At 39.9% G+C, this 15,192-nt stretch carries 8 protein-coding genes; 5 read left to right on the top strand and 3 right to left on the bottom strand.

The features are described 5' to 3' along the window. Window positions 1-3: 3 nt before the first annotated feature. Window positions 4-942, bottom strand: a complete 939-nt coding sequence (locus FJA49_RS00865) for a ring-cleaving dioxygenase (RefSeq protein WP_139997878.1) — start codon at window positions 940-942, stop codon at window positions 4-6. A gap of 390 nt (window positions 943-1,332) precedes the next feature. Here FJA49_RS00865 and FJA49_RS00860 point away from each other — a divergent pair, with 390 nt between their 5' ends. Together FJA49_RS00860 and FJA49_RS00855 are read left to right on the top strand one after the other, a co-directional pair. Then, on the top strand, window positions 1,333-1,749 hold the full coding sequence (locus FJA49_RS00860; RefSeq protein ID WP_139997876.1) for a hypothetical protein: 417 nt from the start codon (window positions 1,333-1,335) through the stop codon (window positions 1,747-1,749). 18 nt (window positions 1,750-1,767) lie between these two features. After that, window positions 1,768-2,334 carry a hypothetical protein gene (locus tag FJA49_RS00855; RefSeq protein ID WP_139997874.1) on the top strand — a complete coding sequence of 189 codons (567 nt, stop codon included), beginning with the start codon at window positions 1,768-1,770 and terminating at the stop codon, window positions 2,332-2,334. 94 nt (window positions 2,335-2,428) lie between these two features. Here FJA49_RS00855 and FJA49_RS00850 read toward each other — a convergent pair whose 3' ends face one another. Next, window positions 2,429-3,301: a cation diffusion facilitator family transporter gene (locus FJA49_RS00850; protein WP_139997872.1), complete on the bottom strand. Its 873-nt coding sequence runs from the start codon at window positions 3,299-3,301 to the stop codon at window positions 2,429-2,431. 185 nt (window positions 3,302-3,486) lie between these two features. Between FJA49_RS00850 and FJA49_RS00845 the strand changes: the two genes are divergently transcribed. After that, window positions 3,487-4,125: a response regulator gene (locus tag FJA49_RS00845; RefSeq protein WP_139997870.1), complete on the top strand. Its 639-nt coding sequence runs from the start codon at window positions 3,487-3,489 to the stop codon at window positions 4,123-4,125. Here FJA49_RS00845 and FJA49_RS00840 read toward each other — a convergent pair. Next, complete coding sequence (locus tag FJA49_RS00840) at window positions 4,122-7,121, bottom strand: ligand-binding sensor domain-containing protein (RefSeq protein ID WP_139997868.1); 3,000 nt, start codon at window positions 7,119-7,121, stop codon at window positions 4,122-4,124. The genes FJA49_RS00845 and FJA49_RS00840 overlap by 4 nt on opposite strands. A gap of 261 nt (window positions 7,122-7,382) precedes the next feature. Here FJA49_RS00840 and FJA49_RS00835 point away from each other — a divergent pair, with 261 nt between their 5' ends. Together FJA49_RS00835 and FJA49_RS00830 are read left to right on the top strand one after the other, a co-directional pair. Continuing rightward, complete coding sequence (locus FJA49_RS00835; protein ID WP_139997866.1) at window positions 7,383-8,114, top strand: aquaporin; 732 nt, start codon at window positions 7,383-7,385, stop codon at window positions 8,112-8,114. 266 nt (window positions 8,115-8,380) lie between these two features. Continuing rightward, a partial coding sequence (locus tag FJA49_RS00830) for a putative Ig domain-containing protein (RefSeq protein ID WP_139997864.1) occupies window positions 8,381-15,192 on the top strand: 6,812 nt, incomplete at its 3' end.

The raw sequence follows: 15,192 nt of genomic DNA, 5'->3' as shown, positions 1-15,192 counted from the left end.
TACTTAATTTATTTTTACTAAATGGGATTCGATCTGATCACGACGGGATTCGTATTGAGGGGGCAATTTTAAATCTTTACCCAGGTTTTCCAATGTTTCATCAATGGTAAAGCCAGGATTGTCGGTTGCAATTTCAAACAAAACGCCGCCCGGTTCTCTAAAGTAAAGCGAATGAAAATACTGCCTGTCGATTTGTGGTGTGATAGACAAACCGCGTTTTTCTATTTTTTCACGGAAATGCATTAGGATTTCATCATTTTTTACCCTAAACGCTACGTGATGGACGCTTCCATTGGCAACATGGCCTCTTTTTTCATCAGCCAGTTCTACCAAATCAACTATGGCGGCACCTTCTACAGCATCGGTCGCATAACGATAACGATTAGCTTCCTGTTCTACTAGTTTATAGTCAAAAACTTCGGTCAATATAGCCGCTGTTGGTTTGATATTGTTCAATGTCAGGGTAATATTGTGAAAGCCTTTGGTGGCAACATCTGCTTTGACTTCGTCAGTTTCCCAGGCTTTTCTGTTGTCTGGATTTTTTGATTCGATAAGTTCTAATTTTAAACCATCTGGATCAAGGAAGGTAAGATATCTTTCTCCGAATTTTACTGACGGTTTGTTGTAAATCACATTGTATTCTTCAAAGCGTTTTACCCAAAAATCCAGGCTTCCTTTTGGTACTGAATATCCAATTTCTGTTGCCATTCCAGAACCTTTTCTTCCTTGTTGGATTCCATCGCCCCAAGGGAAAAATGTAAGTATGGTTCCGGCACTTCCTATTTCATCACCAAAATAAAAATGATAGGTTCCAGGATCGTCAAAGTTGACTGTTTTTTTGATAAATCTCAATCCTAAAACTTTTGAGTAAAAATTAAAGTTGCGTTTGGCGTCACCTGCTATAGCTGTGATATGGTGTATGCCTAAAATTTTATTTTCCATTGTATTTTGTTTTTTAAGTTGATTAATAATTTATAGTACAAATTTATGACCGTTAGGGGAAGGCTGCATTGAACTAGGACAAGAAAGCAATAGCGAGTATTTTCTATTGTTTGCAGAAAAAGATTCTCCGGTTTATGTAGGGATAAAGAATCGGCGGCAAGGCATCTGTATAATTTTTTTTAAAATTTAACCCTTGTTACGGAAAACCGTAAGGAAGCGTTTTTTCTGCTCATTATATTTGGAAGGAAAGCCGGGAATAGATCCGAATCAGTTTTAAAGCTTATAAGGAAAGCATTCATGTCTTATTCATCAACTACCACTTATGATGATTGAGTCTGGATAGAAAGCAAATGTTGCCGTGCTATATAGTATTAATTACTTAATTATTATATGACTAAAGTTTCCCCATCTGCTCTTGTATGTATGACATTATTGTTTTTTATTTTTTTGGGATGTGAAGAGGATAGGGTAATTGTCACCTATAATAATCTTGATGTATCCCATATAAAAGATTTTCAGCATATCTCTAAAGATTCTGTGATTTGCCGACTTATTTCGCAACACCAGGATTTTTATACTACGGAAATTGAAAATTTTGAATCCCACTATGATGTTATCGGTCTGGATAAAGAAGGTAATGAAGTGACGGGTTATGCAGATATTGAAAATAAATCCAAATACGGAAAAGGTGTTATTGAAGATGAAATGGGGAAGGAGATTGAAGTTGATGTAGAATGGACAGAAGATATGAAAATGAAAGCGCAAGACGAAAAAGGAAATATATGGGAACTCACCGTTGAAGAGTAATAATTTAAAAAGAAAAAGATGATAATCAAAAAAGAAGACCTAAAAGAAAATAAGGACTTTAGCCTTGAAGAGCACAGCCCTTTTATGATTTTGAATACAAAACATTTCCAATATTTTAGCGATGTAGAGAAGTTTGGCTATTCTGTTGAAGTATTGAATGTGATTAATTCCATTACATGGATTAATAAGCTATACAGGGATTTGAAATCTGACCTGCATATTGAAACCGAGATTTTTTATGAAATCATTGACTGCATTCTGAATGCAAGACATTTTAATGATCAGCAATTGGAAAGGTATTATTTGGCGCAGCAAAAGCTGGAACATTTTACCAGCATCACACATAAGCTGACAGATACTGACAACAATTTTGATGTACCGTTTATTATCGACTTTATTATTTTAGGAGCCAACTTGGATCAATATGAAAATCTTAACGACGATAAAAGAAGCGAACTGCATGATGAATATGCAGCATTGTTTTGTCAGGTCAGAGAACAGGAAATCGAAATTGAAGACTTCTTATTACAGGTAAAAGCATTAATTTTTAATGTGAATGAATTAGAGCTTGAAAATAGCATCTAATTTTACCAGACTATCATCTAAAATCCTCAAACTCTCAGATGAAAATTTGGGAGTTTTCTTGTTGATTTAAATGAATTTTAAACGAGTTTCCGAATTAGCTGTTAGGCTCAATATGAACCAGGATATGTCCCAGTTGGGGAAGTTCGCGACGCAATGTGTCGCTTAATTGATGTGCCAGGTCGTGGCCTTCTTTTACGGTTATGTTGGCATCTACAATAGCATGAAGGTCTACATGATATTTCATTCCCGCTTTTCGGACATAACATTTTTCAGTTCCGATAATTCCCTTAGATGTCAGTGAAACTTTTCTGATTTCTATAACGAGGTCATCATAAAGATGTTCATCCATAATTTCACCAAGTGCAGGCCTGAAAATAAGGTAGCTGTTGTAGAGTATAAACCCTGATGCCATAAGTGCGGCCCAGTCGTCAGCTGACTCATATCCTTTTCCAAAAAATAAAGCAATTGAAATTCCAACAAAAGCGGCTACAGATGTAATAGCATCGCTTCTGTGATGCCAGGCATCTGCTTTTAGCGAAGAACTATTGGTTTCCTTGCTTTTTTTCATAACAAGACGGAAAGAAATCTCTTTCCATACAATAATAGCGCCTAAGACTATTAAGGTATAGGGTTTTGGAAGGTCGTGTGGTGTTCCAATATTCATGATACTTTCATAGGCAATGATGGTAGCCGAAGTAATCAAAAAGCCAACAACCAAAAAGGTAATCAAAGGTTCCGCTCTTCCGTGTCCATAGGGATGGTTTTCATCGGCAGGACGGCTGGAATATTTCAATCCGAATAATACTAAAGTTGATGAGAAAATATCTGTAGTAGATTCAATGGCATCTGCTATCAATGCATAAGAATTCCCAAAATATCCTGTCAGTCCTTTTATCAGTGCCAGTGCAGTATTTCCTATAATGCTGAAATAAGTGGTTTTGATTGCCGTTTCAGTATGTGTACTCATCAGAGGTCGGATTGTGTGGGTGTGCTATTTATTTTAGTGCAAGATACTTCAGGTTGATGAGAGTTCTTATATAATTTTTACTTTTTTATGAACCATTTTTATTTAGGAAAATTTTGATAAGTTATTCTGTAAGATTTGTCAATCAACTAAATAATCGTATTTTTGGTATGCAAATATACCCCTAAATGGCAACAGAGTTGAAAAACATACTACTGGCTGACGATCATAGTGTAGTCAGACATGGAATTTCATTAATCTTGAAGGATTCTTTCCCAGGGATTTCTGTTGATCATGCTGAAAGTTTTACGTCTGTATTAACCATGCTTAAGACAAGTATCCCGGATTTAATATTTCTAGATATCAATCTCCCGGGAGGTAATAGTACCAAAATGATTGAAAAAATCAGATTGTCGCATCCGGACTTAAAAATACTAATGTTTTCAGCCTATGATGAAGAGCAATACGCACTTCGTTATATCCATGCAGGAGCCAACGGCTTTTTGAACAAACACAGCTCAGAAAGTGAAATTATCAACGCTGTACAGTCGGTTATGGAAACCGGAAAATACATAAGTGCAACGGTCAAGGAGAAAATACTAGAGAACGTATTGCACAAAACCCCAATCAATCCGCTGGAAAGCCTTTCTGACAGAGAAATTGAAGTTGCCGGTCTTTTGGCAAGGGGAGAAGGTAATCTGGAAATAGCCAACCAATTGAATATTCAGATGACAACGGTTAGTACCTACAAAAACAGGATTTTTGAAAAGTTAAGAATCAATAATGTTGTCAGCCTGGTAGAAATTCTGAAGATTTACGAAAACTAGCTGCTTTTTTCTTCCTGTAGCGAAATAGTTATTTCGGTTCCTTGCAGTAACTCACTTTCAATATGCATACTGCCATTTAATATAATCAAAAGCTCGGCAATCATTGGTAGTCCCATACCTGTTTTTTTGATGTTTTCCTGCGTTTTGGCATTTTTCGGATTGTTATAAAAATCCACCAGCTCAGACGACATTCCTTTTCCTGTATCCTTAATTCGTATAAAGATAGTGTCTTCTTTTTTTGCAGAAGTGAAGATAATCCTGCCGTTAAAAGTATTCTTGATGGCATTATCAAGCAGGTTATGGATAATAATAGAAAGCAATAGCTTATTCGTGGATAGCAAGATACCAGGATCGATCTTATTGACTATTTCCGTTTTTTGTGAAGAGGCAATATTTAAAAAGATTTGGACCTTTTCTTTCGCAAGACTGCGAAGACTGTAAGGCTCTGAAGAATTTTCCTGTTTGTTCGCTTTGGTATATTCTAAAAGATTGTCGACAAAATGATAAAGTTGGAAAGAAGAAGTGTAGATGGACTTCAAATCTTCTTCAACAGTTTCAATATTGTTACTGTTTTGATAGGCATGTTTGCCGGTTAGTGCCAAAAAGCGAAGCGGGCTCTTAATATCGTGCGTTATCGTCCGGATTAGCTTTTTATGGTTGATAATTTCCTCACTTAATTTTTCCTTTGTATTCCTTAACGTGCTGATTGTATGTCGCAACTGGAAAGTCTGTTCTGCAATCTTTTTTTCCAAAAGGACATTTTTTCTTCTGATGTATCGGATTCTCATCTTAATGGTATAAAAGATAAAAGTTATACCGCAAAGCAACATAAGGATAGTAAACCAAATAGTCTGGTAGAAAGCCGGTGGTACAATTATTATCAGCGTCTTATACTTATAACCGGAATCAAAACCGGTGAGTTTTCGTGCCGTAAGATAATAAGTGCCATGAGGCAAAGAAGTATACGAAATCTCATCTCCTTTTAGCGGAGTCCATTTTTGGGAAATAGGACCTTGTAACCGGATTTCGATATTGAGATTGTTTGGGTTTCCGTAATAAGGACTATTGATAAAAAGACGAACCCTGCCAAAATCGTTTTTTAATGACAGTGTATCGTTGTTGATTTCCTGAGTTCGGTTGTCCACTTCTGCCTCCTGGAAATAGATTTCATTATCAGGAAGAAGCAGTTTTATTTTTTCCGGAAAAAACAATATGTTGCCTCTCATTGAAGGAAAAGAAAGGGCATTGTTTCCTAATTTTAATCCGCAAGGTTGGCAGCCGCCATTGAATTCGTTGGTATAAAAGCCATCTGATTTGTCATAATACTGATAATAAACATTATCTGTCTTTCCTTGCGAGTAATTCAGCAGGTTTTTCTTTGAAGCCTGAAAAAGTCCTTTATTAGTTGATACCCATAAATAGCCACTCTGGTCTTCAATAATACAATGAGACGAAAGTAAATACCTGTTTTTGTCTATTGGAAAATGGGTGGTTTTTTTAGTAAATTGGTTGTACAGGAAAAATCCTTTTTCATAAGTCGTAACCCATATTTCGGCTGGATTTTCAATATAAATACTCCTGACATAGGTATTTGAAATCTGCCGGATATTCTCAATCTTTTTTTCTTTGTAGTAAATTTTATGAAAGCCCAAATGAGAGCCTGTCCACAAAATATTATCCTCAATTTCCAACATATAAGTAGGATTAAAAGGAAGCAACATTGAAAGTTTAAAACTTGGTCTTTTTGACGGTTCAGAATGTTTTAGCTGGTAAAGCTTTCCATCGGGAGCACCAGTCATAGCTGTTCCGGCCAGAATTTCTCCTGCCCGGGTTTCAAAAATCAATATGACACGATCTTCAAAGAACCAGGTATCTGAAGTCGTAAAATTAGTATTCTTGTTAAGACGGTAAATCTTATTGTCTTCTTTGGTCCAAAGGTCACCGTTTTTATCTTTAAGAAGAATATAGTTGTCGTTGTCTTTTGTAAAGACACGTTTTTTCTGAACGCCCTCATTGCTGAATATTTCTCCGGATGTAGTAAGGAAGCTATCCGTTCCATGAGGAATCTGGGCATAATACACTCCGTTTTTATTATTGCCTATAATACTGTTGAATTTTTTTTTCTTGACAATCAACAGTCCATTGGTGCTGCTTCCCATATACAGTATGTCATTCTGGGAATCATAATAATAGGAAATGATATTGTTTTTAGCAATATCAAAGTCCTTTAACAGCACTCTGAGCGTTAATTTTTCCTGACTTTTTTCTAACAGATATACTGCATTGTCAAAAGTAATAAAGGTCTGTTGTGAAACCGTATTTGGAAAAATAGTAAATCCTTTGGTAGGCAGTCCTTCTATTGAAGCAAAATAAATTTTTCCGTTTACAAATCGAACAAATTTTCCATCCTTATATGAATAAAGCACATCGTCGAGTAAGAAAAATACAGTGTTGTCATCAGAATCATAATCTACTTTCCAAAGCTGCTTGTTGTTTTTAGTATAAGCAACCACTGTACCATTCTTTAAGCTAAAATAGCTATTGTCTTTTTTATAAATTTTAGGAATATAGACTCTTTTGCCTTTGTGCAGATGATTTGTCAGGCGGAATGATTCAGGTATTTTATTTTCAGGAATAACTAAAGGCCTGTTCTTTTTTATGAGTATCAGATCAGAAAAATCACTAAACACATAAATACTGTCGGTAAAAGTCGTTCCCTTAAAATAACTAATTCTGTTGGTGCGGAGTCCTTTAAGGTTTTCAATATTGAAAACTTTGAATTTGTTGCCATCATAACGCACCAATCCGTTTTCTGTTGAAAGCCATAAAAAGCCATATTTGTCCTTGATAATCGACTTGACACTATTTTGCGGAAGGCTGTTGTCATCTGCAGAATGCCATATAATATCATAATCTTTATTTTCCTGTTGAGAAAATAAGGGAGAGATACTAAAAAGTACAGCAAAAAATAGATATAATGGTTTTGAAAATGGCATTTTTAGCAGATGGGAATCAGTGGCTTAATACGAGCTATCCGAAAGGGAAAATCCAACTTCAATATTACAAAGTTCAGTATGAAAAATGTCGATTGGTTTTGTAGAATTAATTCTACAGCAGCTGTTTATATAAGCCACAACTTTTTTCAATGTCAATATAGAATTTAGTAAATGATTTAACCCAATAGATTTTTACTAGGTTTTGATTACAATGCAAGGGAAAGAATTTCTTTCCCTTGCATATTATTTCCACTAAATTTTATGAGTTTACCAGCATTTGCCTCAGGGCATACAAAGATGTTTTCTAAAGTGCAATTAGGAAGCATTCTTGCAGAATTTACCGGGACTTTTCTATTGACATTTTTTGCTATGGCAGGAACAATTGTCCTTTTTTTTCAAGATAATTTTTTTAACCAGACACTAGTGTGTCTCTATATGGGAGCCATCACTTTTTTGGCTACTTTTTTCTCTTATTCGATATCCGGCTCGCATTACAATCCTGCCATTTCGGTTGGTTTTTTTATTGCCAATAGAATAGGGTTTAACCGACTGATTGCTTATGTCTGTACGCATATAATTGGCGGGATTTTGGCAGCCGTTCTCGTATCGTATTTGTTTTCACAAAGAATAGGAACACTTTCTGCAACGTTAGCTAAACCAGCAGCTCTGATTTATCCGGAGGGACTGATGCTTTCAACCATATGCCAGAGTGTAATGATGTTTATTATTTTATTGCTCTTTTTGGGGTTAACCTATTTGAAAAAGAGTAAATTATATATGGCTTCTATTATGGCGATAACTGTATTTATGGCCAATTTCGTTAATCTATCTCTAACCAACTATCCTTTGAATCCGGCTATAACTGCAGCCGAATTACTACTGTACGGAAATCATGAAGCCGTTGCAGCTTTATCCTTATGGTTATCTCCTTTTGCTGGTGCAGGTCTGGCAGGACTTATCTACTACATTACTTTCATCAGGCCGATTAACTAAAACGATCCACCTGAAATAAGAAGCCGATTTGTAGAATTTATTCTACAAACGCTGTATGCATTGTCTACACGGCCTACGCAGTATACTAAAGAAATTTGCACAATCGGTTGTCCGTCAACTCGATCAATAGTATCTAACCATTTATTAATCAAACCAAATCGGCATATGTGTAAAAACTATATTCTTTAAATCGCTATTAATAAACCGTTTGCTACCACCAAAAAACTGTTTTCCCCGATTTTCAATTAAACTTTAAAACTATAACGATGAACAAAAACTACAGTTGTCAAGGCAGATTTTTGCCCTATCGACAGGTAAACGTCATGTTTAGGAATGCTGCCATAAGAGTAAAAAGCGTCTTATTGCTTGTTTTCCTTCTGACGATGGCCAGCTTCTGGAATCCTGCTTATGCAGACGGAAGTAAGGACCTTTATCCTTCCGGAGTTGTGGGTAACCGTGCTTTCTTGTATAGCAACAGCTATACGCTAACGGGGACTACCATCAATTCCTGGCCTTTTAAGACTTTAGGAACGCATTATGTGTATGCCCAGGCGGGAGAAACTATCGCAGCTGCATCGAGTGCCCAAAATATTGGTAATGGCCGTATCAGGCTTATAGCGCCAGACGGGACTCTATACTTAACGACAGCAACTGCAACAGGTCAGATTCCTAACCGAGCAGGTGAAACCGCCGGACCGCAATATCCTGGCCAGGGAGCGGGAGGAAACAGGTATTTGCCTTATACGGTTTCTGTTGGGGCAGGACAAACAGGTATTTGGAAAGTAGAATTCTTGCCTACAGGTTCTGAAACCAGTAGCACCACACCATCTGTTGTGGATGTTGCTGCTGATGCTAACTGGACGCAGGGAACCAACACAGAACTTATAGCTGCTTGGGATATTTCCGTAAGAAACACGGCTAACACTAACTGGATTGCCGGACGTGTATATTCTAACGTATTTAACTTGCACATACAAGGATCTTCATTTCAAGAAGCAAAAGCCTTTTATGGCAAATTTACTGTTTTAACTCGTGACGGAGTTGCTTATAGAGTAACTAACAATGGTTCGAATGGAGTTGGTTTTACTTTTTTTGTAAACAATAAAGGTTTTCTGGATGCTACAGGAAATCCTTCTTACAAGAGTTTGAACCTGTCAACCCCATCAAGTGCTGATTTTAGAGTACATGACCCTAGAAGCGTTGATGATGCAAATAATGTAACACACAAAATATTTTATACAACACCAGCTTCTGATCTGCCTACAAATGCAGTTCAGGCGGTAAGTACTACCACAAGCGTATCAACCTGGTTAAAAAACAGTGTGATTACGCCAACGGCTACAAACATTACTTATACCGGAGCTGAAGGGACTCCAAACCGTTCCGGTAATAAAGGAGCCTATATTGGATTTGACTCTAACCTTTCAGGGACATATAGAATTGAAATAATCGGAGCTTTCCCTACGAGAGTGATCACAGGAAACTGTAATATGGGGACCAATACCGTTTTTTGGGATGGACGAGATGGATCAGGGAATATACTGTCAGCCAATACCAATATTGGAGAAATCAGAGTACAGCTGTTTGGTGCCGAGGTGCATTTCCCTTTTATAGATATGGAAATCAACCCAGGCGGGATTATTATTGAACAGCTAAACGCCAGTTATGGCCTTTATACGCCAAATAAGGATTTGGTGTATTGGGATGATTCAAACGTTGATGGCGGAAACGCAAATACAAAATCAAACCCTACAGCTTCTGGAATAGCTGGTATTTCAAGTAACAGTAACGGACATAAGTGGGGTAGATACACAATGGGTAGTTCCGGATCCGGAAATACCGGAGATGGAGGATCAAGTTTTGGTAACGAGAAATCATTAGATACCTGGAGTTTTGTTCCTGGAGAAGTTATCATAAAAACACTTGATATTATTGTTGCTGCTGCCGATTTAGAAGTAGTAAGCGTTACACCTTCAACTACGACTGTAGCTGTTGGGCAACCCGTTTCTTATAATGTTGTGGTAAAAAACAACGGACCGAGCGATGTGACAGGTTCCGGTTTTGCTTTCGTTGTCCCAACTGGATTTACAATAACCGGAGTTACTTATGTAAACAGTCAGGGAACTGTTGTAGTAGTAAGCGGAGCTGTTGATCCGGTTACAGGAAATTATATAGCTGATTTAAATATGACAAATGGTTCTGAAATCGTATTTACGATTACTGGAACCGTAGGTTCATCTTTAGCTGGTCAGCCTTTAAATGTAGAGGCATCTATTATCCGTCCGGCAGACGTAACAGATATTGATGCAACTCATCCAGGTACAACACCGCCAACGGATCCGCATTTGGAATGTAGAAACGGAACAGCGGTAGAAAACTGTAACAATATCAAATACAACAACCTAAACGTTGCTGCTATTGCCGACCTTAGTATTGTAAAAACAGCAAATGCTACTGTGCCTACAATTGGACAGCAGGTAACTTTTACAATTGCTGTAACTAACAACGGACCAAATGCAGCTACTGGAGTATCAGTTACTGATCATTTGCCAACGGGTTACACCTATGTATCTTCAACTGTCACAGCCGGTGCTTATAACAATGGTACGGGAATCTGGACAATAGGAAACATGGCCAATGGAGTTACACGTACAATGACTGTTACTGCAACGGTAAATGCTACGGGAAGTTATACAAACGTAGCTACTGTAACAGGTACAGAAAATGATCCGGTTCCGGGTGATAATACAGATGACGTAACGGTTGCTCCGGATGCGGATGCTAACTTAAAAATCGTTAAGACTGTAAATAATGCAACACCAAACGTTGGGTCACAAGTTGAATTTACTTTAGTGGTAACCAATAACGGAACAGGTAATGCAACGAATGTACAGGTAACAGACCAACTTCCTACAGGATATACTTATGTTTCACACACAGCTGGACAATCGTATGTTTCTGGAACAGGAATATGGACAGTAGGTAACTTAGCGAATGGAGCAAGCCAGACTTTGGTAATCACTGCAACAGTTAATGCTACAGGAAACCATACCAATATAGCTACTGTTGATGGAGACGAAAATGATCCTGATACAACAGATAATACAGATTCAACAACAACAAATCCTGTAAATGTTATCGTAGCCAATAACGATGCTACTGCAACTCCGGTTAACGGTATTGCGGGTGGACCAGCTATTGCCAACGTAGTTTCGAACGACACCCTAAACGGTGCAGCCATCACGGCAGGATCAGTAACCGTTTCGGTTGCTCCTGGAGCTGTTCCGGCTGGACTGACATTCAATACTTCTACGGGAGCGGTAAGCGTAAATGCGGGAACTCCGGCAGGAACGTATACTTTCGATTACACTATCTGCGAGGTGCTAAACCCTACGAATTGTGACACTGCGCAAGTCACTGTAAATGTAGCGGCGGCTCCAATCGTAGCCAATAACGACGCTACTGCAACTCCGGTTAACGGTATTGTGGGTGGCCCGGCTATTGCGAACGTAGTTTCGAACGATACCCTAAACGGTTCAGCCATAACGGCAGGATCAGTAACCGTTTCGGTTGCACCTGGAGCTGTTCCGGCAGGACTGACATTCAACACATCTACGGGAGCGGTAAGCGTAAACGCAGGAACTCCAGCAGGTACGTACACTTTCGACTATACTATCTGCGAGGTGCTAAACCCTACGAACTGTGACACTGCACAAGTCACTGTAAACGTAGCGGCGGCTCCAATCGTAGCCAATAACGACGCTACTGCAATTCCGGTAAACGGTATTGCGGGAGGTCCGGCTATTGCGAACGTAGTTTCGAATGATACGCTAAACGGCGCAGCCATCACGGCAGGGTCGGTAACCGTTTCGGTTGCTCCTGGAGCTGTTCCGGCTGGACTGACATTCAACACATCTACTGGAGCGGTAAGCGTAAATGCGGGAACTCCTGCAGGAACGTACACTTTCGACTATACTATCTGCGAGGTGCTAAACCCTACCAATTGTGACACTGCACAAGTCACTGTAAACGTAGCGGCAGCTCCAATCGTAGCGAATAACGATACTACTGCAACTCCGGTTAACGGTATTGTGGGTGGCCCGGCTATCGCGAACGTAGTTTCGAATGATATGCTAAACGGTGCAGCCATTACGGCAGGGTCAGTAACCGTTTCGGTTGCTCCTGGAGCTGTTCCGGCTGGACTGACATTTAATACTTCTACAGGAGCGGTAAGCGTAAATGCGGGAACTCCGGCAGGAACATATACTTTCGACTATACCATCTGCGAGATACTAAACCCTACGAACTGTGACACTGCACAAGTCACTGTAAATGTAGCGGCTGCGCCAATTGTGGCCAATAACGATACCACTGCAACTCCGGTAAACGGTATGGCAGGCGGTACTGCTATTGCTAACGTAGTTTCGAATGACACCCTAAACGGTGCGGCCATCACGGCAGGAGCGGTGACCATTTCGGTTGCTCCTGGAGCTGTTCCGGCAGGACTGACGTTCAACACATCTACGGGAGCGGTAAGCGTAAATGCGGGAACTCCGGCAGGTACGTATACTTTCGACTACACTATCTGCGAGGTGCTAAACCCTACCAACTGTGACACTGCACAAGTTACAGTAAACGTAGCAGCAGCGCCAATCGTAGCCAATAACGATACTACTGCAACTCCGGTAAACGGTATGGCAGGCGGTACCGCTATTGCGAACATAGTTTCGAACGACACCCTAAACGGCGCAGCCATCACGGCAGGATCGGTAACTGTTTCGGTTGCTCCTGGAGCTGTTCCGGCAGGACTGACGTTCAACACATCTACGGGAGCGGTAAGCGTAAATGCGGGAACTCCTGCAGGAACGTATACTTTCGATTATACCATCTGTGAGGTACTAAACCCTACGAACTGTGACACTGCACAAGTCACTGTAAATGTAGCGGCAGCACCAATCGTAGCGAATAATGATAACCCAACTCCTGTTAATGGATACGAAGGTGATACTGATGTAGTGAATGTTTTAACGAATGATACTTTAAATGGTGTTCCAGTAGTACCATCACAAGTTGTAATTACAGTAACTACTCCGTCAACAAACCCAGGCGTAGAGCTTGATCCAGCAACAGGAACGGTAAGCGTAGACCCACAGACACCTGCGGGAACTTATACTATCGTATATCAATTATGCGAGATTTTAAACCCAACAAATTGCGATCCTGCTACGGTAACTATTGTTGTAGCAGCAGCACCTATAAATGCTGTTAATGATACAAATGCCACTCCGGTAAATGGTTATGTAGGAGGAAATGCAATTCCAAATGTTTTAGCAAACGATACCTTAAATGGAGTTGCAGTAATTCCAGGTGAAGTAACAGTTAGCGTTGTACCAGGAAGCGTACCTGCAGGAATAACATTCAATACTGCCACAGGTGCAGTTGATGTTTTAGCAGATACACCAGCAGGCACATATACTTTTGATTATACAATTTGCGAAATATTAAACCCAACAAACTGTGATACCGCAACAGTAACAGTTGTGGTAGCTCCAGCGCCGATAGTAGCTAATAATGATACTCCGGTAACACCAGTAAATGGATATACAGGTAATACAGATGTTGTAAATGTTTTGGATAACGACACCTTAAATGGTGTTCCTGTAGTACCAGCTGAGGTTGTTATCACGGTAACAACTCCATCAATAAACCCAGGTGTGGAATTAGATCCAGCAACTGGAACGGTAAGCGTAGACCCACAGACTCCTGCGGGAACCTATACTATCGTATACCAATTATGCGAGATTTTGAACCCTACTAACTGCGATTCTGCAACAGTAACCGTAGTAGTGGAAGAAGCACCAATCGATGCGGTAAACGACAACCCGACTCCGGTTAACGGATACGAAGGCAATACTGACGTGGTGAACGTATTGGATAACGATACTCTGAATGGTGTTCCGGTTATTCCATCACAAGTAACTGTAACGGTAACGACTCCATCGACAAACCCAGGCGTGGAACTAGATCCTGCAACTGGAACGGTAAGCGTAGACCCACAGACACCTGCTGGAACCTACACTATTGTATACCAATTGTGTGAGATACTAAACCCGACTAACTGCGATTCTGCAACAGTAACCGTAGTGGTGGAAGAAGCACCAATCGATGCGGTAAATGATAACCCGACTCCGGTTAACGGATACGAAGGCAATACTGATGTAGTGAACGTATTGGACAACGACACATTAAACGGTGTTCCGGTAATCCCATCACAAGTAACCGTTACGGTAACGACTCCATCGACTAACCCAGGCGTGGAACTAGATCCTGCAACTGGAACGGTAAGCGTAGATCCACAGACTCCTGCGGGAACCTATACTATCGTATACCAATTATGCGAGATTTTGAACCCGACTAACTGCGATTCTGCAACAGTAACCGTAGTAGTGGAAGAAGCACCAATCGATGCGGTAAATGACAACCCGGCTCCGGTTAACGGATATGAAGGAAACCCTGATGTAGTGAACGTATTGGATAACGATACCCTAAACGGTGTTCCTGTAATCCCATCACAAGTAACTGTAACGGTAACGACTCCATCGACTAACCCAGGCGTGGAACTAGATCCTGCAACTGGAACGGTAAGCGTAGACCCACAGACACCTGCAGGAACCTACACTATCGTATACCAATTGTGTGAGATACTAAACCCAACTAATTGTGATTCTGCAACCGTAACTGTAGTAGTGGAAGAAGCACCAATCGATGCAGTAAATGATAACCCAACTCCAGTTAACGGATACGAGGGTAATACAGATGTAGTGAACGTATTGGATAACGATACCCTAAACGGTGTTCCGGTTATTCCATCACAAGTAACGATCACGGTAACGACTCCATCGACAAACCCAGGCGTGGAATTAGACCCAGCAACAGGAACGGTAAGCGTAGACCCACAGACACCTGCAGGAACTTACACTATCGTATACCAATTGTGTGAAATATTAAACCCAACTAATTGTGATTCTGCAACGGTAACTGTAGTTGTGGAAGAAGCACCAATCGATGCGGTAAATGA

Source organism: Flavobacterium microcysteis, assembly GCF_006385255.1.
Classification (GTDB): Bacteria; Bacteroidota; Bacteroidia; order Flavobacteriales; family Flavobacteriaceae; genus Flavobacterium; species Flavobacterium microcysteis.
Note: the sequence above shows the minus strand (reverse complement) of the source record. Positions and strands in the feature narration are given on the sequence as shown.

Bases quoted from the DNA above. Each gene is read 5' to 3' on its own strand.
- FJA49_RS00865 (WP_139997878.1), bottom strand. From the start codon at position 942: ATGGAAAATAAAATTTTAGGCATACACCATATCACAGCTATAGCAGGT.
- FJA49_RS00860 (WP_139997876.1), top strand. From the start codon at position 1,333: ATGACTAAAGTTTCCCCATCTGCTCTTGTATGTATGACATTATTGTTT.
- FJA49_RS00850 (WP_139997872.1), bottom strand. From the start codon at position 3,301: ATGAGTACACATACTGAAACGGCAATCAAAACCACTTATTTCAGCATT.
- FJA49_RS00845 (WP_139997870.1), top strand. From the start codon at position 3,487: ATGGCAACAGAGTTGAAAAACATACTACTGGCTGACGATCATAGTGTA.
- FJA49_RS00835 (WP_139997866.1), top strand. From the start codon at position 7,383: ATGAGTTTACCAGCATTTGCCTCAGGGCATACAAAGATGTTTTCTAAA.
- FJA49_RS00855 (WP_139997874.1), top strand. From the start codon at position 1,768: ATGATAATCAAAAAAGAAGACCTAAAAGAAAATAAGGACTTTAGCCTT.
- FJA49_RS00840 (WP_139997868.1), bottom strand. From the start codon at position 7,121: ATGCCATTTTCAAAACCATTATATCTATTTTTTGCTGTACTTTTTAGT.